Raw genomic sequence first — 21,270 nt, forward strand, 5'->3', positions numbered from 1 at the left:
TCTACCAGTAGGGCGAGGGCTGCTCGCCGTCAAAAACCTCGGCGATCCGGCGCAGCGTCGCCGGCATCGTGCCCTCGGGCAAGCCGTCGAGCGGGAAGAAGCCGGCTTCGGCGATTTCGTGGTCCGGCAGCTTCGGCGCCGTCTGGCTGAAATGCTCAAGCAAATAAAAGCCGACATGGTCGCGGCGGCTGGAGCGGCGGTTGAAATGCATCGATTTGAGCACCGGCGGGGCGGTGAGAGCGATGTTGCCTTCCTCGGCCAGTTCACGGGCCAGTGCCTCGTTCATCGTCTCGCCGACTTCGACGCCGCCGCCGGGAAGCTGCCAGCCCGGTACATAGGTATGGCGAATAAGGAAGACGGACCTGGACGCCCTGTCGTGGATCAAGCCGCGCACGCCAAGCGTCATCGGCCTCCGCAGCACGAAATAGAGATGGAACAGCCTGGCCCTCAAACCTGGCCAGCCGGTCTGGCGGAAGGCATCTTCAGGGCTCGTCATTGATAGCGAAACCGTGGGTGGAAAGCCGCGCGCGGGTCGCCTATGAAGGTTGTATGTTCAGGCTCGCGCATATTTCCGATGTCCATCTGGGGCCGCTCCCCGATGTATCCTATCGCGATCTCGCCTCCAAGCGCGTGCTCGGCTATGTCAACTGGCAGCGCAACCGCCGCCGCCATATGCATGATGCGGTCATTGACACGATCGTCGCCGACATCAAGGCGAACACGCCTGACCACCTCGCCGTCACCGGCGACCTGGTCAATCTGGCACTTGACGGCGAGATCGAGATGGCCAGGCACTGGTTGGAGACGCTGGGGCCGGCGCATGATGTTTCGGTCGTTCCGGGCAACCACGACGCCTATGTGCCAGGCGCCTTCGACAAGGTCTGCCGATCCTGGGCGGCGTGGATGAGCGGCGACGGCGTCAACACGCCGGTCGATCGTAACGCATTTCCCTATCTGCGCGTGCGCGGCAACGTCGCGCTGATCGGTGTCTCGACGGCGCGCGCCACGGCACCCTTCATGGCCAATGGTTTCTTCATGGAAGGCCAGGCGAAGCGGCTCGGCAAAATCCTCGGGGATACCGCCGGACAGGGGCTGTTCCGCGCCATCATGATCCATCATCCGCCGGTGCGCGGCGCGGTCCCGCAGCACAAGCGGCTGTTCGGCATTGCCCGCTTCAACAAGATCATTCGCCGCCACGGCGCCGACCTTGTCCTGCACGGCCATTCACATCTGCCGTCGCTGTTCTTCATCGGCGATCGCGGCGTCAGGATCCCAGCGGTCGGCGTCGCCGCCGCCGGCCAGGCGCCGGGCGGCAAGAACCCGGCGGCGCAGTACAATCTGTTCGACATTGACGGCGAGACGGGCAATTGGCGGATCCGGCTGACGCGGCGCGGCCTGACCGGGCCGTCCATGCCGCCATCCGATCTGCAGACGCTGGAACTCGGTGCCGTGACTGGCGCCGCTATGGCCGCAAGCTGACTACCATGGCGACGATGCGGTCCCAGAATAGGACGATGGACACGAGAAGACCGACCAGGGCACCGGCAGCCACAAGGCCAAGCCCGGACAGAAAGGCCGACCAGCGTTTGCCGCGCGCCGTCGCGCGCAGCGGCGGTTCGGCTTCCGGCACATAGGCACGTTTCATGCCGGCGACGGCCGGTTCGACGCCGCCTTCCAGCATCCTCTGACGCTCGACAATGCGCTCGGCGACATAGCGTGTCACGGAATCGGCAACCGGCTTCATCTCGGTGGATTCGGCAAGCACCACCCGGCCGATACGGGTGTCCTTGAGGAAGCGATAGGTCCGGCGGTCGCGCCCCATGGCGACATGGCTGATGGCGTCGATCCACAGGCGCGGCTGCAAGCCGGACGAGACGACAAAGTCGAAATTGTCCATGTCGGCCGGAACATCGGCAAAAACCGGCGCCAACTCGGCGGCAAGCAGATCGAGACGCATGCGATGCGCTTCGCGCATGTCGACGACGACGTCGTCGCGGTCGGCGAAGGCATTTTTCACATCACGGATGGCATCGGACAGTTTCCTCGACTGGTCGATGGTCTTCTCGCCTGCTTCCTTCATCGGCGTCTGCCTCGTGGGTTTGGTTAAGACTGGGTTAACACAGCCGCCGGCAAAATGCACTGGCGAGATCGACGGCCCCGGGGTGCCTAGGAAGGTTGTCGTGCGCGAAAAAGGTCAGCTGGCTGCTGCGGCGAATTTCTGGCGATGTGGCCTGGCGCGACGATTGGTGTTGCGGCGAATGATCTCGGCAACAAGGCCGGGGGCTTCCTCAGCCAGCATATGGCCGGCCTCCAGCACGTGGTGCACGTGAAAATGCGCCGGCAGGTCATCCGCCTGGGTAAAGGGCAGCACCGCATCGTTGGTTCCCCATGCCACCATCACTGGCATGTTCAGTCCATCGAGGCGATCGTGCGGGATGACGCCTTGCCGACCGTCCACGGTCATGGCGGCTGCGATCTCGACCAGCTTTTCGAGTTGGCCGGGTCGCCTGCGCATTTCCCAAAGGGTGTCCACCATATGTTCGAGTGGCGGGGCTGAAGGTCCCGACATGACGGCGAGGCAGGAGCGGATCTCGGACCGATCCGAGGCTTCGGCATAGCGGCGCAATAGCGGTCCATTGATTTCGGGGCCAAGGCCGCCCGGCGCCAGAAGCGTCAGCGAGGCTATCTTTTCAGGCTCGGCCAGCGCCATCAGCGCCGCCACGGCACCGCCCATCGAGTGGCCCACGAGATGAACGCGCTTCAGGCGACGCTCAGAGAGATCGGCGAGCACGGCCTTGGCCGCCACCCTGGCCGGACCGGCGGCGGGAAAATTGAGCGACATCCCATACCCAGGCAGATCATAGGCCAGCGTATGCGTGGAAGGCGTCAGGGCGGAAATCACCTCGCGCCATACATCATGGCAGCCGCCGAAACCGTGCAGCAGGACGATGGCCTTCGAGCCAACACCCTCTTCGGCGGCAAAAAGTGATGCGGTCATGAAAGCTGATTTTTTTGTTATTGCAGAATGCGCGACACCAATGATGGCTGAATTGCTCCTAGTCCAACGTGATGACCAGTAAAATTTTCGCGATCGTACGGTTGTGTACAGAACTTGGCCACCAATCGGCAATCGGCGATCGGAGCGCAGGAAATCCATCGGGACGCGGCGCAGCCAGTGCGCGGACGTCGATGGTGTCAGCTTGGGCTGCCGAGCCCGGCAGCGCGGAGTGCCTGGACCAGCCGGTCGGTCAGGTCGGCCGGATATTTCCGCTCGACGAAAGTCGCCCGCGGATCGGCGGCAAATTTGGGGAACTCGGTGGTCAGCTGTTTCAGCAGCGTGCTCACCAGGTGGTCCTGTCCGGCTGCCTTGGCGCCGACCAGCCGTGCCGCCAGATAGTGTGATTTCGTTGCCGTCGTTCTCAGTGCCATGCTGGCCGCGACCGCCTTGTTCATGTCGCCGAGCATGAACTCACCGACGAACAGCCCGTAGTCCCACCATGTCGGGTGCCCGCTGAAGGTCTCCGCCGCATGATCGAGGATCGGCGTTCCCTCGGCATATCGTCCGGCGAAGATCAGCCCGTAGCCGTAAGCGGCGGCCATGCCGAGGTCGTAGGGGTTGAGTTCATAGGCCTTGCGCATCCAGCGGATCGCTTCGTCCGTATTGCCGAGGCGCGAACTGACATAGCCGTAGGAGCGATGCGCATAAGGGCTGGTCGGACCCATCTGCACGCCGCGATGGGCAAACTCGACGGCTGTCTCAATCGTCGCATTGGGCGGATAGGCGTAATGGTCGGACACCGCCTCGAGATGCAGGGAAGCAAGTTCCGAATAGACGAGCGAGGACTTGGTTCCACCATTGGCCAGCTTCTCGAGGCAACGGTAGGCTGCCTCATGGGTCCTGGCGTTCTGGTCGAGATAATATTTGCCGTTGAGCAGCAGACATTGCGTCAGGCCGTTTGGCGTGCCGGTCTGCTCAATATAGTTGTAGATGGTGCCGGAGGCGGGGAGTGCCGAGCTCAGCATGTCGGCGATACGGTCTTCGACCGCGGCAGGTGCGCTGTCGGCGGGGGTGAGATTGCGCGATAGAAGCACTCGTCCGGACGCCATGCTTTGCAGTTCGATCGTGATGTCGCCCGCGTCCGGTCCGGGCAGGACGTCGAATATGAAGCTCGCAGCGTCGTCAGCCGGATCGCCGACGGTGTCGCGGCCGATGAAGTCGATGGTATCGAAGCCACTCAGGCCGGCGCGCAGCGATGCGGCGACACGGCTGGCGTCGGGGCCGTCGGCCTTGAGTCCGATATAGACTTGCGGAAGGGCATCAGCCCTTGCCGATGCCGTGACGCTTGCGGTTGCGCCAGCGATCTCCGGCGCTGCCGAGATGTCGCCGCCTGCCAGCAAGGCAGTGCTGCCCTGGCGAAGGATCAGTACGCCCAGCATGGCGATGACCAGGGCGATCGCCATCCAGAAAAAGCGGAGATGGCGCGCCACCGAGGGGGCAGGCGAAGACGGTACGGAAGCCAGAGACATCGCGTCCAGCATGCCCGTGCCGGCTTCGTTGGACCGATCGGCGGATACGGCGCCGTCCAGCCTGAGTTCGGGAACAGCCTCGGCAAGACCCGGCAGGCGGATCGCGTTCAATTCATAGGCAGGAACATAGCCGCCGCGCGGAATGGCGATGCGGACCGGCTCGGCAATTCCCTCATTGGCAAAATAATGCTGCAGAAGCTCGCGCAGCCTGCCTGCCTGCACACGCACCACGGCATCGGTGGACGGATCGAAGTCGCCGTCCTTGCCGAAAACATCCATGGCAATGGAAAAGCCCTTGAGCCTGTCGGCTTCGCCGGCCTGTTCACGTTCGACAAGATAACGCAGCAGCTTGCGCGCACGTTCGGATCGGCCGAACGTTTGGCTGGCAAGCAGTCGCTCCAGTGTCTCGCGCACTGCGGGGGCGGCAGGCGTGGCATGCTGCAAGTGTCGATCCTCTCGAAGTCGGCACAGGTTGAGGCGCGATCATATAGGTCCCGCACCACCACACAAGTATACACCCCGTTATGCGATCACGTACCCACCGGATAATTCCGCGGTGGTTAATGGCCCGAAAGATCGGAACCGTTCACCAGGTTGGGAGGGTTCCGATCTTTGTTCCCGTCGGGCGTCAGCCGGCTTTTTTACCGACGATCCGGTTCGCGGCAGACATCACCGCCTCCAGTGAGGCGGCGACGATGTTGGTGTTGATGCCAGCGCCGAACAGCTTGCCCTGGGGATACTCCATCTCGACATACGAAATGGCTGACGCGTTCGAGCCGCGCTGCATCGAGTGCTCGGAATAGTCGAGCACCGACATCTCGACGCCGACATGGCGCGACAGCGCATCGACGAAGCCGTCGATCGGACCGGTGCCTGTGCCGGAGATCGTCACTTCCTTGCCATTGTCCAGGATGACCGCCTCGACGACGCGCCGGCCCTTGATTTCGGTGCTGGGATAGGTGTGGTGATCGAGGAATTTCAGCCGCGCGGCCGGCTGATCGACATAGGTCTCGAGAAAGCGCTCGTAGATACGCCTGGCCGGCACTTCCTTGCCCTCGGCGTCGGTGATCGCCTGGATTTCCTGGCTAAATTCGATCTGCAGATTGCGCGGCAAGTTGAGGCCGTAATCGGCCTGCAGCACATAAGCGATGCCACCCTTGCCGGACTGCGAGTTGATGCGGATGATGGCTTCGTAGCTGCGGCCGACATCGGCCGGATCGATCGGCAGATAGGGCACTTCCCACAGGCTCGTATTGGCCTTCTTCAGCGCCTTCATGCCCTTGTTGATGGCATCCTGGTGCGAACCGGAAAAGGCGGTGTAGACGAGTTCGCCGACATAGGGGTGGCGCTCGGGGATCTTCAACTGGTTCGAATATTCGTAGACGTCCTTCATCCGGTTGATGTCGGAGCAGTCGATCAACGGATCGACACCTTGCGTGTACATGTTCAGCGCCAGCGTGACGATGTCGACATTGCCGGTGCGCTCGCCATTGCCAAACAGCGTGCCTTCGACACGGTCGGCGCCGGCCATCAGGCCGAGTTCGGTGGTGGCGATGCCGGTGCCGCGGTCATTGTGCGGATGCAGCGAGACCAGCAGGTTCTCCCGGTTGTCGAGGTTGCGGCACATCCACTCGATGCGGTCGGCATAGATGTTGGGGGTCGACATCTCGACCGTCGACGGCAAGTTGACGATCAGCTTGTTATCCGCCGTCGGCCTGACGATCTCGGTGACGGCGTTGCAGATCTCCAGCGCCACTTCGAGTTCGGTGCCGGTAAAGCTCTCCGGCGAATACTCGAAACGAAAGCCTCCGCCGGCCTTGGCCGCCATGTCGGTGATCATCTTGGCGGCGTCGGTGGCGATGCGCTTGATGCCGTCGACGTCCTTTTCGAAGACGACGCGACGCTGCAGCTCGCTGGTCGAATTGTAGAAATGGACGATCGGGTTGGTGGCGCCCTTCAGCGCCTCGAAGGTGCGGCTGATCAGCTCCGGCCGGCACTGCACCAGCACCTGCAGCGAGACGTCGGCGGGCACGTTGCCTTCCTCGATGCACCAGCGGGCAAAGTCGAAATCGGTCTGCGAGGCCGAGGGGAAGCCGATCTCGATCTCCTTGAAGCCCATGTCGAGCAGCAGGCCGAACATGCGTGCCTTGCGCTCGTGGCCCATCGGATCGATCAGAGCCTGGTTGCCGTCGCGCAGGTCTACCGAGCACCAGATCGGCGCCTTGTCGATCACCTTCGAAGGCCAAGTCCGGTCGGTGAGGCCGACGGTCGGATAGGGCTGATATTTGCGGGCTGCGTCGGACATGCCCTTGTTCTGGATGCTTCGTTCCGAATCCGTGTCGGCTACCGCGGCATCGGAGCGGATTTCTTCTCGTGCGTTCATCGTCGTTTCTCCCGGCGGCTCATGGATCCACCCTCAGGGGGATTGATGGCGAGCGGCGCCTTTACCAGAATTTCGTTCGCTTGATGTGATTGCCAAGGAGCATGCGCTTGCGCGGCGGTTCGACCGCCGGGCGCTCCTTCAGCGAACCCGGCGATCGCCGATAAGGCCGAGAAGAAGCAGGGTCGAAGCCAGCGCGCGCACGGTCTCGCCGGAAAAACCGGTCGGACGGGAAGCGTTGGTGGCGCGCGTGTTCATGGCTGATCTCATATAGGAGCGGCTTGTGGGAGGCAAGTGGGGCCGCATTGCGGGTAATGCTGATGACAGCGAGTCGGCAGTGTTGGCAGCTTTTGTGCCGGCAGCTTTCCACGATAGGAATTTTTTCTTGACTCGGTGACCTCAGCTATGGTACATATTTGTCCATGGTGCTGATCTGCGCCAGTGACCCGCCGCACAGGCGGGTTTTTCGTTTGATGCTCCGTCAGCCAACGCGCCGAAGGCTGCGAGGGAACCCGAGTTCGGTGCCTTGGCATTGCTGGCCGGATTTTGCTGGATATTGTCCCCACCGCACGTGCCCTTCCCCAGGCGCTGCAAATGCGCCAGACTTGGGCATCGACGGGTTGCGATGGGGTTGTCCATGAATTTCGTGTTCTTCTCCCCGCATTTTCCCGCCAACGGCGCGGATTTCTGCGACCGTTTGAAGAAGGCCGGAGCCAGGGTGCTCGGCATCGGCGACGCACCCTATGACGCACTCGACGCCAAGCTGAAGGCGGCGCTTTCGGAATATTACCGTGTCGCCGACATGGAAGACTACGATCCGGTGTTCCGGGCGATGGGGCATTTCATCCACAAATGGGGCCGCATCGACCGTTTCGAATCGCTCAATGAACATTGGCTGGAGCTGGAAGCCAACATCCGCTCCGACTTCAACATCTACGGCACCAAGCTCGATTTCGTGAAGAATCTGAAGCGCAAGAGCCGCATGCGCGCCTTCTTCCGCAAGAGTGGCGTCGACACCATCGCGCAGCGCAAATGCTCCGACCGTGCCGGGGCCATGACTTTCATCCGGCGCGTCGGCTATCCGGTGGTGGTCAAGCCCGACAGCGGTTCCGGCGCATCGAACACCTTCAAGATCTCCAACGCCAAGGAACTCGACCAGTTCTTCCGGGACAAGCCCGAGGACGTGACCTTCGTCATGGAGCAGTTCATCGAGGGACTGGTGGTGACTTATGACGGGCTGGTCAACCGCGACGGCGAGGTGGTGCTGGCGGCCAGCCATCGCTATGACCAGAGCATCATGGAGGTGGTCAACAAGGACCGCCACATGAGCTACACCTGCTTTCCCAAGGTTAGACCGGCGATCGAGGAGGCCGGCCGCAAGATACTGAAGGCGTTCGACGTGCGCGAACGCTTCTTCCACATTGAGCTGTTCGAGACCAAGGACGACCGGGTCATCGCGCTGGAGGTCAACATGCGTCCGCCCGGCGCCTGGATGACCGATGCGATCAACTATACGTTCGACGTCGACGTCTATGCGGCATGGGCCGATATGGTGGTCAGAGATGCCGCCGGCGGCCCTTACGAGGGCAAATACTTCACCGCCTATGCCAGCCGCAAGCGACGCCTCCACTATTTGCACAGCCATGAGGACGTGCTAGCCGCGCACCGCGACAAGATCGTCCACCATCAGGCCATCGAAGAGGTTTTCAGCCGCGCCATGGGAAATTACGCCTATCAGATGCGCTCGAAGGACGAAGCAGCGTTGCGCGAGGCAGTCGCCTATATCCACGCGGAAAAGGCGTGAGGCGATGGACATCTCCTATCACAAGAATTTCTCGAGCCAGCTCGGCCGCGACATGGAATACAAGCGCTACGGCCATGCCGGCCGGCCGGTGGTGGTGTTTCCGACCTCGCAGGGCCGGTTCTACCAGTTCGAGGATTCCGGCGGGGTGGGCGCACTGGCCGAATTCATCGACACCGGCCGCATCCAGCTGTTCACGGTCGACGGCGTCGATTCGGAATCCTTCTTCGACAAGCATGCCGACGCGGCCCATCGCATCGCCCGCCACGAAGCCTATTTCCGCTATGTGCGCGAGGAGGCGCTGCCGGAGTTCCTGTCCGCAGCCGAGCAGGCCAATGGCGGCCGCAAGCTGAAGCCGCTGTTCTCGGGCTGTTCGATGGGCGGCTATCACTCGTCGAACTTCGTCTTCCGCTTTCCCGAACTTGCCAGCGGCATCATCGCGCTGTCGGGCGTCTATTCGGCGCGCGACTTCTTCGGCAAAGCGCTCGAGGGCGACATTTTCTACAACTCGCCGCTGGACTATCTGCCCGGCATCGTCGATCCCAAACTGCTGACCCGGCTGAAGGCGCTCAGGCTGATCTTCTGCTGCGGGCAGGGCGCATGGGAAGAGCGGATGCTGGTCGAGACGCGCAGGTTGGAACAAATCCTGCGCGACAAGTCCATTCCCGCCTGGGTCGATTATTGGGGTGGCGATGTCAGCCACGACTGGCCGTGGTGGCACAAGCAACTGGTCTATTTCTTCGGCCGCTGGCTGGATGAGGACCTGATGCACAGGCTCGATTGATAGCGGGGGCCGTCCGCTGACTGCTACCCTTCCTGCGGCACTGCCTGGACGTCGACACTTTCACCTGAAGCCGATCCGCGACGCAGGCCAAGGAAGACGACGATGGCGGTCATGACGGTGATTGCCGCCAGCACGATCAGCAGCCTGTCGAACGCCGTCTCGTAGGCCTGGACCAGAACAGCGGCTCCGGCTTGGGGCAGATGTTGTGCTGCTTCGCCGAGATTGCCGGTCACCAGCAGCTGGGCTGCCGCCGCCGCCTCCGTCGAAGATGCCGTTTCCTCGGCGGCGACCTGCGCGGCGGTAAAGCCGGAAAGGGTCGCCATGACGATCGCGAGCGCCACACCCTCGCAGGCGACGCGGGTGGTGTTGAAGATGCCGACCGCCATGCCGGCGCGCTCTCTCGGCACGACACTGACGGCAAGCCCGTCCATCAATCCCCAGGGCAGGGCGATGCCGACGCCGATCAGCATCAGCGGCGCCCCCAGCGCACTATCGACCGGTGGTGTCAGGCTCAGCCAGACAAGCCCGGCGGCAGCGACAAGCAGGCCGACGCCGCAGATCGTGGCCGGCGCGATCCAGCGCGCCAGCTGTCCGGCTAGCATCGGCAGGATCAGCAGCGGGCCTGATAGGCAGATCATCAATTGCCCGGCCTTGATCTCGCTCATGCCCTCGATGCCGATGAAGCGGATCGGCAACAGGACGAGCAGGACGACGAAGGCGTAAGCGGGTGCCGCAGCCAGAAACTGGACGCCGACGAAGCGGGGATAGGCAAACAGCGTGAGGTCAAGCATCGGCCGTTGTGCGCGTCGCTCGACGATAACGAACGCGGCAAAGAAGAGCACCGCCGCTGCGAGCATGGTGACGACAAGGGGATTGGCCCAACCGCTCTGCGGGGCCTGGAGCACGCCATAGGTCAGCGACGCCAGCGCGATCGTGAAGGTGCCGGCTCCCGCCCAGTCGAGGCCAGTCGCATCCGGGTCTCGCGATTCCCTGATGGTGCGCAGGCCGAGCATGGCGGCGGCAATCGCGAGTGCTGCAACCAGAAGAAAGATCGACCGCCAGCCGAATGCAGAGATAAGCAGGCCCGACGCGATCGGGCCGAAGGCGAGGCCGACGCCGAAACTGGTGCCGAGAAAGCTGAAGGCGCGCAGCCGCAATGGCCCTTCGAATTCCTGGGCGAGTGCCGAGGCGCCGCCAGCGAAGGCGGCCGCACTGCCGATCCCCTGCGCGGCCCGGAAAATGTCAAACCAGATGATGTCCGGCGCCAGCATCGCGCCCAGCGACGCCAGGACATAGAGGGAGAGGCCGAGGAGGAAGAGGCGCTTGCGGCCGTGATTGTCGGCCAGAGCGCCCGACGCCATCAGGGTGGCGCCGAAGGTCAGCATGAAGGCGTTTGTCACCCAGTTGAGCTCGATCGGACTGCCGCCGAGATCGGCCGCGATGCGCGACAGAGCGACGGCCGGACCGGTGAAGGTCAAGGGCATCGTCATCGCGGCAAGGCACACGGACAAGAGCACGAGCCATCTCTCGGCAGAGCCGGTTGTGGTCCTAGAAGTCATGGATTTCCCTATCTGAAACAGCACTCGCCGGTCGGCCGCGCGTTTGCGGAGCCGGTCGTGACGACAAGATAGGTCGTCGGCATTTCAGGAAGAATGGTGTTATATCTCCTGGTATATCGGACTGAAACGCTCGAATGGAATGACACGATGGATCGTCTCAACGGGCTCCTGGCCTTCGCCCGCACCGCCGAATTCGGCAGTTTCGTCGCTGCAGGGCGGGCGCTCGGCATCTCGGCTTCCGCCGTCGGCAAGAGCGTCGCGCGGCTCGAACAGGAGCTCGGCGTGCGGCTCCTGCAGCGCAGCACGCGGCGCATTGGCCTGACGGAAGAGGGCAAGCTGTTCAACGAGCGGGTGCGCCGCATCCTCGACGACATCGGCGATGCCGAGGCGATGCTGTCGCGGACACGGGAAACACCGCGTGGGCGGCTGCGCATATCCACTCCGATCGTCACCTATCATTTGCTGCTGCCGGTGCTGTCGGAGTTCATGGCCCGCTATCCGGAGATAGAGCTCGACATCGATTTCAACGATCGGATCGTCGACGTCATCGACGAGGGCATCGATGTCGCGATCCGAAGCGGCGAGCTGCCCGATTCACGCTTGGTGTCCAGGCCCGTTGCGCCCTTTCGCATGCTGTTGTGCGCGGCGCCCTCCTACCTCGACCGCCATGGCACACCCGGCGAGCCGGCTGATCTCATCAGGCATTTCGGCATAAACTTCCGCTTCCTCAACAGCGGCAGGCTGTTGGAGTGGCCGTTCATTACCGGAAGCGCCCAACCGCAGATCCGCTCGATGCTGACCTGCAACAACATGGAAGCCTTGAAGGGCGCCACGCTCGCCGGCCTCGGCATAGCCTGCATGCCGGATTTCCTGGTGCGCGAGGCGCTGCACGAAGACAGGCTGCGTACCGTCCTCGACGGTCATGTCGACGGCCGTGGCCAGTTCCGGATGCTGTGGCCCTCCAATCGCCATTTGTCGCCGAAGGTGCGCGTCTTCGTCGACTTCCTTCCCGAGCGGCTTGCTGCGCGGTAGGCGTTCATCGCTAAATATGAATTTGATAATCAAGTTTATGTGGAAACGCCGCAGCGGCTGTGGCATGTCGCTGACGGCGGTGGCGCTGCGGCGCTTGCCGAATTGTTGCGAAGGACTGAGCGATGGACCAACTTAGCGCGCAAACCCGGATCAGCGACGCGGCGATCAGGTTGGTGATGGACCGGCTGCGCGCAGAGCACAGCGAATTCGAGATTGACACTGGCGTTGCCGACCAGTGGGAGCTCCGCCTCTACTACGGCTCGTTGAGCGCTACGCTTGATGATGAAAGCGTGCTGATCCGGGTCGCGGCGACAGACGAAACCTGCCTGTCCTACATGAAGATGACGGTCGCCGGCCATGTCGCCGAACATCTCGGCACGACCAAGGGCATCCATTGGCAAGGTGACGGCAGCGACGCCGGTACGCCGGTCTTCTTCCGCGAGATCGCGGTGATGTCGTCAACGCGGATATCGGCGCACATGCAGCGCCTGCGCTTCGCCGGCAAGGATCTCAGCCGATTTAGCCATGGCGGCCTGCACATGCGGCTGCTGCTGCCGCCGCCTGGCCGCCGGCTGGTTTGGCCGACGATGGGCGCTGACGGCTTGATCGTCTGGCCTTCTGGCGACGATGCGCTTGCCGTGCGGGTCTACACGATCCGGGCGGTGGACGCCGCAAGCGGTTGGCTCGACGTCGATTTCGTGTTGCATCCAGGCCAGGAGACGCCCGCCGCCGCCTTCGCGCAAAGCGCACAGGCAGGAGACGTGATCGGCATGATCGGACCCGGTGGCGGCGACGCCCCGGTGGCGCAGACCTTGCTTCTGCTCGGCGACGACACCGCACTGCCAGCCATCGGCCGGATTTTGGAGCATTTGCCGGCGTCAACCCGCGCCGAGGCACTGATCGAGGTCGATGGCCCGGATGACCGGATCGCGCTGGCGCAAGGGGACAATGTCGATATCATCTGGCTCTACCGGCACGGCCGAGAGGCCGGCACCGCCGGCCTGTTGCCAGCCGCCTTGCGGGAGCGCAGCCACATGGCGCTTGCCGACGGTCTTTATGTCTGGGCCGGATGCGAATTCGGCGATTTCCGGGAGATCCGCAAGATCGTGCGCAAGCAATGGAACCTATCGCGCAACCGGCACCTGGTCACCGCCTACTGGCGCCGCGACGCGCAAAGCGAGGATGAGGGCGGCGAGGAATAATCCGCGGCTTATGACCGTCTCTGGCGTCGGTTTTGCCTATTGCCTGACGCTTCTCGCCACCAGCCGCGCGACGCTCGGGCCGACCAACAGCACGATCAGGAAGCGTGCCGACTGCAGGGCCATGACGAAGGAGATGTCGACGTTCTGCGCTGCGGCGGCGATGATGGCGATGCTGTCCATGCCGCCAGGGCTGGTCGCCAGATAAGCGGTCAGCGGATCGATGCCCAGGAGATGGCTGATCATGAAGGCAAGGCCGCCGCAAAAGGCGATCAGCGCCACGATCGAGGCGATGATCTGCGGCAGCGCGCGTGTCGCATGGCGCAGGATCGCCCTGGTGAAATTCAGCCCGATCGACCAGCCGACCATGGCGTAGCTGACAGCCAGCAGCCATTCCGGCAATTGCATTTCCACGCCCAAGCCGAGATGGACGACGGTGCCGAAGACGAAGGTGCCGAGAAAGAAGGGCGAAGGCAGCCGGCACAGCTTTCCCGCCAAGCCGCCGATAAACGCGATGCCGATGGTGGCGGCGAAGGCTTGGGCGTCGATCGGCGGGAACCAGACGATGGCGGGGATTTCGACGCCCGAGGTGTCGACCAACATCTTGGCAACGAGCGCTGCCGTCATCGAGACGAAGATGACGCGCAGATATTGCATGAAGGCTACGAGCCGCTGGTCGGCGCCGAAGGCACCGGCCATCAGCACCATGGCGGTGGCCGCACCCGGCGACGAGCCCCAGACAGCGGTGGTGCCGGGCAGGATGCGCCAGCGGCTGATCAGCCAGCCGAGCAGGCTGGAGGCCGTGACGGTCGCCACCACGACGCCGAGAAACAGCGGCCATTCCTTGTAGAAGACCGGAAAGATGTCGGCCGAGATCGACGCCGCGACGAGGCAGCCGACGATCGCCTGGGCGGCGCCGAACAGAAGGCGCGGCACGCGCACCGTGGCGCCATTGGTGCCGGCGACGATGGCCGCCAGCATCGGCCCGATCAGCAGTGCCGCCGGCAGGGTGGCGAGTTCCAGCGCGCCGGCAAACAGCAGGGAAACAACCAGCAGGGCAAGCCACTGCCAGAGCTTGCGCATCCGCGCCATGCGCTCGAGTGTGGGCAGGTCCGGGGAGCGCTGCTCGGCCGAGGAATCCATGTTTCGCTCTTAGACCCGCAGGGCGAAAAATGCGAACCGCGATTCATAGAAAACTATTGTTTCACCCGTCCAGGTGTCGAGTAACAGGTTTCATAAGCCGGCGTCGAACCGTTGCTCTATCTCATTGCGACCCATGCGGTCGAAATCGTCGGGGACGGAAAACTGGCCGGCCATAAAACCGACCCGTCGCGCCTGCAGAGCCGGTTGTTCGATCGGCACGATTCTGGCCAACGGCTTGCCGGCTTTGGCAATAACAAACGACTCGCCTTGGGCTGCACGTCTCACAAGGCGCGACAGATGGGCTTTCGCATCGCGAATGTTTACTGTCTGCGTCAAAGGTTGCTCCTCAAAGTTGGCATCGAACTCACCCCGTCTTGCCGTCGGCCAGGCCGAAGCCGCCGACAGGGTGGGTTTCGACCTGGAATTCAAAACCGGCGATGAACGGCCGCGCCTTGGCGATCGCCGCCTGGACTTCGGGAAGCTGCAGCGAGGCCTTGTGGCTTTCGGCGTCGGTCCACACTTCGGTGACCCAGATCGCGTCGGCATCGGCGGGGTCGCGCGCGATGATATAGCTCAGGCAGCCCGGCAGGGCGCCGGTACTGGTGCGCAGGAGATCCATGACCGCGTCGCGCTGGCCGCGCGCCGCCCGCATCTTGCCGATCAGTCCGTACATTCCGTTGTCTCCCTTTGAGGTTTCGACAAGAGCGTGCAGACCGCCAGTATGCCGATAGCCGTTCAAGGCATCAACTGGCCGCCATTCACCTCGATCACCTGGCCGGTGATGTAGCCGCTGAGAAGATCGGAAGAGAGGAACAGATAGGCGCCGACGCAATCCTGCGCCGTGCCGGCGCGTCCCTGCGGAATGGTGGCGACCATGCCTTTGATCTGCTCGTCGGTCGAATAGCGCTCGTGGAACGGGGTGAGAATGGTGCCGGGCGCCACCGCGTTGACGCGGATGCCGAAGCCGATCAGTTCCTTGGCCATGCCGCGCGTCACATTGGAGACGAAGGCCTTGGCCGAGCCGTAAAGCCCGGCGCCGCCGCCGGCGCCATTGCGGGCGGCGATCGAGGAGGTGTTGACGATGAAGCCGCCCTGTTTCTTCAGCCACGGGATCGCCTTGCGCGAAGCAGTCAGTACCGAACGGGCGTTGAGATCCATCACAGCGTCGTAATGCGCCTCGGTCTGCTCGGCATAGGGAATGCGGCCAAGCATGCCGCCGGCATTGTTGACCAGCCCGTCGAGGCGGCCGAAATATTGCGCGCTATCCTCGACGACGCGCTCGACATCGGCGGCAACGGAGAAATCGCCCTGAACGAGAAACACCTCGCCGCCCTTGTCGGCAATCGTCAGGCCGAGCTTCTCGGCGGCGTCTTGACTCGAATTGTAGTGCAGCGCCACCTTGCATTTCTGCGCTGCATAGGCCAGCGCGAGCGCCGCTCCGATGCCGGTCGACGCACCGGTGACCAGCACTGCCTTGCCGGCAAGATCGGGTATGCTGAGTGTGGTGGCTGGCACGGTTCTTCCTCCGGGACGTCTGCCTGTCCTTCGTAGGCCCTTGCCACCCCGGTGTTCAAGCCTTTGAGCAATTCAAGGAAACGTGTGAAACGGTTTCCCGGGAAAAGGAGTAGCGCTTTCCCTTGGGGAATTTGCGCCAAGCAAACCGCTCTACGGGTGCAGATAGGCGTAACCTTGGCCTTGCAGTTCGGCGAGTTTGACGACGCCGCCCTTGTCGGCGGCATGAAACCCGGCGAGCAGGTCGGGGAGCGAAATATCCATGCCTTGCATGGTGTTGGCGCAAGCATGGGATTCCAGCCCCTGCCGCACCAGGCCGGCGAAGCGCCCGGAAATCGCGGCCGATATTCCCTTCGACTTGAAGCTGGCCAAGGCCGGACCATGCACGACCAGCACGATGTCGACATTGCCGCCGGTGCCCTCATAGTGGTTCTTGATGTTGCCGAGCACGAAATTGACCTTGTCGGTGTCGCTCAAGTGGTAGGCGACTTTTTGCCTTGTGGGCTCGGTGGCGGCTGCCTGTGCTGCCCGCAAACCGAGAAGCGTTCCGGTTCCGGCAAGAACCGCGCGGAACATGTCGCGCCGACGCATGGCATCCTCCTTCGCTTGGCGGCCCGCCGCGAATTGCGTGGCTGCGGCCGCAATACTAGCATAAATTGACGTTGCGTCCTGTCGATGCGGAGGAGAGATCACATGGCGTTCAGGGCAGGGGAATGGAAGACAGTCGCCGGCGCCGGGTTTGGCGCGGCGCTGCTTGGCTTGCTTGCCGGACCGGCCTCCGCCGACGATGCGCTGAAGCTCACCGAACTCAGTCCGAACGGCGCTGATGCCTGTTTCGGCCGCGTCTATGATGCGGGGCATCTCAAGGCGCACCCGAAGCAGAAGGTGGCGCGGATCTTCTTCTACTACGGCCATGATCCGGTCAGCCGGCCGAACGAGGAACCGACCGCGAATTCCGACACGTCCTACAATGCTTTCATCGCCACCACCGTGCGCGGCGCCAAGGCGCCTGAATGGGCCGGCGGCTGGTGCAATCACGCATCCGAGGACGGCAAGACAGGCCCGATCCATTGCGGCATGGAATGCGACCGGACGCTTGCGTCGCTGAAGGTCGACGACAAGGGCCGGCTGTTCCTCTCGGATCTGCAGCCCGACATCTATCTCGATGCCGGATCGGAAGAGGAGCTTGGCGCAGCGGAGTATGACAGGCAGGCGCTCGGCTCGGAGGACGACAATTTCCGCCTCGACCCGATGCCGGCGGTGACCTGCAAGGCCGAGTTCGCGCGCATCGATCCGATCGCCCCTGCGCTCGGGGTTCCACTGCGCGAGCGGCTGAAGCCGGACCAGACATTCTGCTATGGGCGCGACTACGATGCAGCGCATCTCGGCTCGCACCCCGATCAGCTCACCAAGTCGATCCGGGTTTTCCGCGGCAAGGTAGAGCTGGCGTCCTTCGCCTCGGGTGGCGACGCCGCCAACTGGCCAGACGGCGCCGACATTGCCGTTACCGTCACCACACAGCAGAAATCGGCTGAGGTGACGCAGACTTATTCCTGCCAGGGCGAAGCCGACCAGTGGCGCTGCGCGGCCAGTTCGAAGATGAGCGATTTCTCCTGCGACATCGCGCAGAAGGAGATTTTCCTCAAGCGTGGTGCCGATGGCACGATGATGCTGGCCAATCCCAACAGTGCACTCGCGATCGTCGACCTGTGTTCGAAGGCCGCCGACGGCAAGACGAAATCCGACGACAAGGTCTATCGGCTGCAGCCGATGCCGCAATCGGCATGCGCTCCGTAAGCACCCAGCGTTTTCGTCATCCTATGGCGGAGCAAGGAGCGAAGCGACGCGGCGCAGACCATAGGATCCATGCCGTGACATCCGAGCGCTGCTGCGGTGCAGAATTCTGTTCCGCTGCACTCTGAGGCCAAGGTCGCGGCATGGATACTCGGGTCTCCGCGACGGAGCTTCGCTCCTGCTCCGCCCGTGGATGACGAAGTCGAGGGGCTTTGGCTAATTTTCCAAGGTCGTGACGGGAGACCGCCTCACGCAAACGGCACGGCCGTCGTGCCCTTGGGGAGCTTGGCCTCGTCGTCGGGCTCGACATGGATGGTGACGCGCACCGAGGGGATTTCGGCCTTCAGCGCGTCCTCTATCCGGTCGCAGATGACATGGCTGGCGCCGACCGACATGTCGGCATCGACGACCAGATGAAACTCGATGAAGGTGGCGCGGCCGGCGATGCGCGTCTTGAGGTCGTGCACCTCCAGCGCGCCCTTGCAATTGGCCGAGATGACGTCGCGGATGCGCATGTGTTCCTGGGTGTCGACGGCGCGGTCCATCAGGCCGTTCATCGACGAACCGATGACGTGCCAGCCCTGCCACAGGATGTTCAGCGCCACGAGGACGGCAAGTGCCGGGTCGAGAATCTGCCAGCCGGTCAGGATCGCTCCGACCAAGCCGCCGAAGACGCCGATCGAGGTGACCACGTCGGTCATGATGTGGTTGCCGTCGGCAACCAGCGCCGGTGACTTCTCCGCCCTGCCGGCGCGGATCAACGTCCAGGCCCAGAAGGCGTTGATGACTGTAGCGACGCCGTTGACGGCAAGACCTTCCCAGGGCTGTTCGAGCGGTGCCGGGGTCTGCCAGTGGCGCCAGACCTCGTTGAGGATCAAAAGGGCGGCGAGCACGATCAGCACGCCTTCCAGCACCGCCGAGAAATACTCGGCCTTGTGATGGCCGAAAGGGTGGTCCTGGTCGGCCGGCTTGTGGCTGACCTGGATCGCCCAGAAGGCTGCAACCGAGGCGATGACGTTGACGATCGATTCCAAGGCGTCCGAGTAGAGCGCCACGGAGCTGGTGACGTACCAGGCGGCAGCCTTCAGCGCGAGCACGACAAAAGCGACGATAATCGACCAGAAGGCGAGATTGGCGATTTTGCGCTTCGCGGCCGCCTTGGCCGCGATCGCCATCGTGTTCTCGGCTTCGGCCATGATCGTCAGGCGGCCTTTTCCTTGGCCTTGCGGGGCAAGTGGGCGACGATGTTCTCGATGATGCGCATGCCGGCATTGTGGCCGAGCGTCATGATCGATTCCGGGTGGAACTGTACCGCGGCGATCGGCTCCTTGCGGTGTTCGAAGGCCATGATGACACCGTCCTCGGTTTCGGCCGTGACGATGAAATCGTCGGGCAGGCGAACCGGATCGGCGAAGATCGAATGGTAGCGGCCGACGGTGACTTCCTTGGGCAGGCCGGAGAAGATGATGCCCGGCTTGGAAACGCGGATGCGCGACGGCTTGCCGTGCATCGGCACATGCAGCTGCCTGAGTTCGCCGCCATAGGCCTCGGCCAGCGCCTGCAGGCCAAGGCAGACGCCGAAGATCGGCAGGTCGCGGGCGCGCGCCTTCTTGATGGTGGCGGCGCAGTCGAAATCTTTCGGCGTGCCGGGGCCGGGCGACAGCACGACGAGGTCGGGCTTCAGCCGGTCGAAGACTTCCTCCGGCACCGGCGAGCGGACGGTCGAGACATTGGCGCCGGTCTGGCGGAAATAATTGGCCAGCGTGTGAACGAACGAGTCCTCGTGGTCGACGAGCAGGATGTTGACGCCGTCGCCGACGCGCGCGGTGGTTCGCTCGGTGCTGGCGGAATTGCCTGTCTTGGCGTCGCGAATGGCGGAGAGCATGGCGGATGCCTTCAGTTCGGTTTCGGCTTCTTCTTCCTCGGGAATGCTGTCGAACAGCAATGTGGCGCCGGCGCGCACTTCGGCAATGCCGTCCTTGATACGGATGGTGCGCAGGGTGAGGCCGGTGTTCATGTCGCCGTTGAAATTGACCATGCCGATCGCGCCGCCATACCAGGCGCGCGGGCTTTTCTCGTTCTGCTCGATGAAGCGCATGGCCCACAATTTCGGCGCGCCGGTCACGGTGACCGCCCAGGCATGCGACAGGAAGGCATCGAAGGCATCCATGCCTTCGCGCAGCCGGCCTTCGATGTGGTCGACGGTGTGGATCAGGCGCGAATACATCTCGATCTGCCGGCGGCCGATGACGCGCACCGAACCCGGCTCGCAGACCCGCGATTTGTCGTTGCGGTCGACGTCCGAGCACATGGTCAGCTCGGATTCGTCCTTCTTCGAGTTGAGCAGTTTCAGGATCTGCTCGGAGTCCGAAATGGCATCGTCGCCGCGCTTGATGGTGCCCGAGATCGGGCAGGTCTCGACGCGGCGGCCGTTGACGCGAACGAACATTTCGGGCGAGGCGCCGATCAGGTATTCGCCTTCACCCAGATTAATGAAGAAGGAATAGGGCGAGGGGTTGATTGCCTTCAGCTTGCGCGAAATCTCGGATGGCTGCGTCTCGCAGCGCTCGTAGAACATCTGGCCGGGCACGACCTCGAACAGGTCGCCGCGCTTGAACGAATCCATCGCCTTGCGCACCAGATCGGCGTATTCGCCGGGTTCATGGTCGCCGCGCGGCGGGATGCGGTCGGGGCTCTTGAACGGCTCGGCGATTTCGTCGCGCGGCAGCCCTTCGGTTGAAAACCCGTCGCCGGCATAGTCGTAGCGGTCGGTCCAGGCCTTGGCCGAATAGTGGTCGACGACCAGGATCTCGTCGGGCAGGAAAAGCACCAGATCGCGCTGGCTTGGCTTGCGCTCGAGCTTGTAGTCGACCGGGTCGAATTGGAAGGCGAGGTCGTAGCCGAAGGCGCCGTAGAGGCCGAGGTTGGCGTCTTCCTCGGTCTTGAACAGAGCGGTGATGGCGCGCAGGACCGTAAATACCGAAGGCACGCGGCTGCGCTCCTCTTCAGTGAAGACACGGCCGGGCTTGGCGACGTCGAGGCGGATCAGTTTCTCCGACGTCTCGGCGATGGTGACGTCGGCGAGGTCGCCCAGCGTCTTGCCGATGACCGGCAACAGCGTCTCGCCACGGCCGTTCAGCGCCTCGATGCGCATGGCACGGCCGCGCGCCGAGACGACCAGCGGCGGATCGATGATGGCGGTGTCCCAGCGCGTGTAGCGGCCGGGATATTCATAATTGGAGGAAAACACCGCACCGCGGCGCGAATTCAGGCCGTCGACATAGGCGTCAATCGCACCTGCATAGGGCCGGTCGTGGCGCGCGCGCGTGATGGTTATGCCACCCGCGGTCACGAAACTTTCCGCGCCGTTTTCCAGAACCTTCATCGTCATTGCCGTCTCCATCAGCTTCTTGGGCAACGGACCCGGGAATGGCTTGGAAAAAACAAATGGCCGCCCGGACTTTCCGTTGCGGCCACCCTCTCTTTTCACGCGCACGTGTTCGAACAGGCCGCTGTCAGCAGGCCCACCACCAAATGGT

General features: G+C 63.2%; 19 protein-coding genes. 6 read left to right on the plus strand and 13 right to left on the minus strand.

Annotation, left to right across the window (positions count from 1 at the left end):
* Position 1: 1 nt before the first annotated feature.
* Positions 2-496, minus strand: coding sequence for an NUDIX domain-containing protein (locus tag NKJ11_RS06355; protein WP_352792927.1), 495 nt, complete (start codon positions 494-496; stop codon positions 2-4).
* Between the two features lie 53 nt (positions 497-549).
* Between NKJ11_RS06355 and NKJ11_RS06360 the strand changes: the two genes are divergently transcribed.
* Positions 550-1,479, plus strand: coding sequence for a metallophosphoesterase family protein (locus tag NKJ11_RS06360; RefSeq protein WP_128303702.1), 930 nt, complete (start codon positions 550-552; stop codon positions 1,477-1,479).
* Here the strand turns inward: NKJ11_RS06360 and NKJ11_RS06365 are convergent.
* The 4 genes from NKJ11_RS06365 to leuA all read right to left on the minus strand — a co-directional run bounded on the left by NKJ11_RS06365 (position 1,463) and on the right by leuA (position 6,832).
* A complete protein-coding gene (locus NKJ11_RS06365) occupies positions 1,463-2,080 on the minus strand; it encodes a hypothetical protein (protein ID WP_352553357.1) in 618 nt (205 codons plus the stop codon). The two genes, NKJ11_RS06360 and NKJ11_RS06365, sit on opposite strands and share 17 nt — an antisense overlap.
* A gap of 114 nt (positions 2,081-2,194) precedes the next feature.
* Complete coding sequence (locus NKJ11_RS06370; RefSeq protein ID WP_352793017.1) at positions 2,195-2,998, minus strand: alpha/beta fold hydrolase; 804 nt, start codon at positions 2,996-2,998, stop codon at positions 2,195-2,197.
* A gap of 197 nt (positions 2,999-3,195) precedes the next feature.
* Positions 3,196-4,971, minus strand: coding sequence for a tetratricopeptide repeat protein (locus NKJ11_RS06375; protein ID WP_352792928.1), 1,776 nt, complete (start codon positions 4,969-4,971; stop codon positions 3,196-3,198).
* A gap of 184 nt (positions 4,972-5,155) precedes the next feature.
* Entirely contained in the window at positions 5,156-6,832 is a 1,677-nt protein-coding gene (leuA, locus tag NKJ11_RS06380) for a 2-isopropylmalate synthase (protein WP_352674810.1), read from the minus strand.
* Positions 6,833-7,544: 712 nt separating this feature from the next.
* Between leuA and NKJ11_RS06385 the strand changes: the two genes are divergently transcribed.
* Together NKJ11_RS06385 and NKJ11_RS06390 are read left to right on the plus strand one after the other, a co-directional pair.
* Positions 7,545-8,711 (plus strand): ATP-grasp domain-containing protein, encoded by a 1,167-nt coding sequence (locus tag NKJ11_RS06385; RefSeq protein ID WP_023809892.1) that lies wholly within the window; start codon positions 7,545-7,547, stop codon positions 8,709-8,711.
* A 4-nt stretch (positions 8,712-8,715) separates the two neighbouring features.
* Positions 8,716-9,492 (plus strand): esterase family protein, encoded by a 777-nt coding sequence (locus NKJ11_RS06390; RefSeq protein ID WP_352792930.1) that lies wholly within the window; start codon positions 8,716-8,718, stop codon positions 9,490-9,492.
* 23 nt (positions 9,493-9,515) lie between these two features.
* On the opposite strand, the gene NKJ11_RS06395 is transcribed toward NKJ11_RS06390, so the two are convergent.
* Positions 9,516-11,051 (minus strand): MFS transporter, encoded by a 1,536-nt coding sequence (locus NKJ11_RS06395; RefSeq protein ID WP_352792932.1) that lies wholly within the window; start codon positions 11,049-11,051, stop codon positions 9,516-9,518.
* Positions 11,052-11,198: 147 nt separating this feature from the next.
* On the opposite strand from NKJ11_RS06395, the gene NKJ11_RS06400 reads away from it, so the two are divergent.
* Both NKJ11_RS06400 and NKJ11_RS06405 read left to right on the plus strand, forming a co-directional pair.
* Positions 11,199-12,083, plus strand: a complete 885-nt coding sequence (locus tag NKJ11_RS06400) for a LysR family transcriptional regulator (RefSeq protein WP_352792934.1) — start codon at positions 11,199-11,201, stop codon at positions 12,081-12,083.
* Positions 12,084-12,205: 122 nt separating this feature from the next.
* Positions 12,206-13,285 (plus strand): SIP domain-containing protein, encoded by a 1,080-nt coding sequence (locus NKJ11_RS06405; RefSeq protein ID WP_352792935.1) that lies wholly within the window; start codon positions 12,206-12,208, stop codon positions 13,283-13,285.
* Between the two features lie 36 nt (positions 13,286-13,321).
* Here NKJ11_RS06405 and NKJ11_RS06410 read toward each other — a convergent pair whose 3' ends face one another.
* The 5 genes from NKJ11_RS06410 to NKJ11_RS06430 form a co-directional block, all read right to left on the minus strand.
* Positions 13,322-14,425, minus strand: coding sequence for an AbrB family transcriptional regulator (locus NKJ11_RS06410; protein ID WP_352792936.1), 1,104 nt, complete (start codon positions 14,423-14,425; stop codon positions 13,322-13,324).
* 90 nt (positions 14,426-14,515) lie between these two features.
* Positions 14,516-14,761, minus strand: a complete 246-nt coding sequence (locus NKJ11_RS06415; protein ID WP_023809887.1) for a type II toxin-antitoxin system Phd/YefM family antitoxin — start codon at positions 14,759-14,761, stop codon at positions 14,516-14,518.
* Between the two features lie 28 nt (positions 14,762-14,789).
* On the minus strand, positions 14,790-15,098 hold the full coding sequence (locus NKJ11_RS06420; protein WP_352792937.1) for a putative quinol monooxygenase: 309 nt from the start codon (positions 15,096-15,098) through the stop codon (positions 14,790-14,792).
* Positions 15,099-15,160: 62 nt separating this feature from the next.
* Positions 15,161-15,940: an SDR family NAD(P)-dependent oxidoreductase gene (locus NKJ11_RS06425; protein WP_023809885.1), complete on the minus strand. Its 780-nt coding sequence runs from the start codon at positions 15,938-15,940 to the stop codon at positions 15,161-15,163.
* A gap of 150 nt (positions 15,941-16,090) precedes the next feature.
* Positions 16,091-16,528 (minus strand): DsrE family protein, encoded by a 438-nt coding sequence (locus NKJ11_RS06430; RefSeq protein WP_023809884.1) that lies wholly within the window; start codon positions 16,526-16,528, stop codon positions 16,091-16,093.
* Positions 16,529-16,630: 102 nt separating this feature from the next.
* Between NKJ11_RS06430 and NKJ11_RS06435 the strand changes: the two genes are divergently transcribed.
* Complete coding sequence (locus tag NKJ11_RS06435) at positions 16,631-17,734, plus strand: hypothetical protein (RefSeq protein ID WP_352792938.1); 1,104 nt, start codon at positions 16,631-16,633, stop codon at positions 17,732-17,734.
* A gap of 245 nt (positions 17,735-17,979) precedes the next feature.
* Here NKJ11_RS06435 and NKJ11_RS06440 read toward each other — a convergent pair whose 3' ends face one another.
* On the minus strand, positions 17,980-18,927 hold the full coding sequence (locus tag NKJ11_RS06440) for a cation diffusion facilitator family transporter (protein WP_352610509.1): 948 nt from the start codon (positions 18,925-18,927) through the stop codon (positions 17,980-17,982).
* A gap of 5 nt (positions 18,928-18,932) precedes the next feature.
* Positions 18,933-21,122 (minus strand): anthranilate synthase, encoded by a 2,190-nt coding sequence (locus tag NKJ11_RS06445; RefSeq protein ID WP_352610508.1) that lies wholly within the window; start codon positions 21,120-21,122, stop codon positions 18,933-18,935.
* Between the last annotated feature and the right edge of the window lie 148 nt (positions 21,123-21,270).

The sequence above is a fragment of the Mesorhizobium sp. M0243 genome (assembly GCF_040321775.1).
GTDB lineage: Bacteria > Pseudomonadota > Alphaproteobacteria > Rhizobiales > Rhizobiaceae > Mesorhizobium.

What these genes read in the sequence shown, in the direction of transcription:
- NKJ11_RS06430 (WP_023809884.1), bottom strand. Translation starts at nt 16,528, where the DNA reads ATGCGTCGGCGCGACATGTTCCGCGCGGTTCTTGCCGGAACCGGAACG.
- NKJ11_RS06410 (WP_352792936.1), bottom strand. Translation starts at nt 14,425, where the DNA reads ATGGATTCCTCGGCCGAGCAGCGCTCCCCGGACCTGCCCACACTCGAG.
- NKJ11_RS06400 (WP_352792934.1), top strand. Translation starts at nt 11,199, where the DNA reads ATGGATCGTCTCAACGGGCTCCTGGCCTTCGCCCGCACCGCCGAATTC.
- NKJ11_RS06420 (WP_352792937.1), bottom strand. Translation starts at nt 15,098, where the DNA reads ATGTACGGACTGATCGGCAAGATGCGGGCGGCGCGCGGCCAGCGCGAC.
- leuA (WP_352674810.1), bottom strand. Translation starts at nt 6,832, where the DNA reads ATGTCCGACGCAGCCCGCAAATATCAGCCCTATCCGACCGTCGGCCTC.
- NKJ11_RS06440 (WP_352610509.1), bottom strand. Translation starts at nt 18,927, where the DNA reads ATGGCCGAAGCCGAGAACACGATGGCGATCGCGGCCAAGGCGGCCGCG.
- NKJ11_RS06355 (WP_352792927.1), bottom strand. Translation starts at nt 496, where the DNA reads ATGACGAGCCCTGAAGATGCCTTCCGCCAGACCGGCTGGCCAGGTTTG.
- NKJ11_RS06405 (WP_352792935.1), top strand. Translation starts at nt 12,206, where the DNA reads ATGGACCAACTTAGCGCGCAAACCCGGATCAGCGACGCGGCGATCAGG.
- NKJ11_RS06360 (WP_128303702.1), top strand. Translation starts at nt 550, where the DNA reads ATGTTCAGGCTCGCGCATATTTCCGATGTCCATCTGGGGCCGCTCCCC.
- NKJ11_RS06365 (WP_352553357.1), bottom strand. Translation starts at nt 2,080, where the DNA reads ATGAAGGAAGCAGGCGAGAAGACCATCGACCAGTCGAGGAAACTGTCC.
- NKJ11_RS06445 (WP_352610508.1), bottom strand. Translation starts at nt 21,122, where the DNA reads ATGACGATGAAGGTTCTGGAAAACGGCGCGGAAAGTTTCGTGACCGCG.
- NKJ11_RS06370 (WP_352793017.1), bottom strand. Translation starts at nt 2,998, where the DNA reads ATGACCGCATCACTTTTTGCCGCCGAAGAGGGTGTTGGCTCGAAGGCC.
- NKJ11_RS06395 (WP_352792932.1), bottom strand. Translation starts at nt 11,051, where the DNA reads ATGACTTCTAGGACCACAACCGGCTCTGCCGAGAGATGGCTCGTGCTC.
- NKJ11_RS06390 (WP_352792930.1), top strand. Translation starts at nt 8,716, where the DNA reads ATGGACATCTCCTATCACAAGAATTTCTCGAGCCAGCTCGGCCGCGAC.
- NKJ11_RS06435 (WP_352792938.1), top strand. Translation starts at nt 16,631, where the DNA reads ATGGCGTTCAGGGCAGGGGAATGGAAGACAGTCGCCGGCGCCGGGTTT.
- NKJ11_RS06385 (WP_023809892.1), top strand. Translation starts at nt 7,545, where the DNA reads ATGAATTTCGTGTTCTTCTCCCCGCATTTTCCCGCCAACGGCGCGGAT.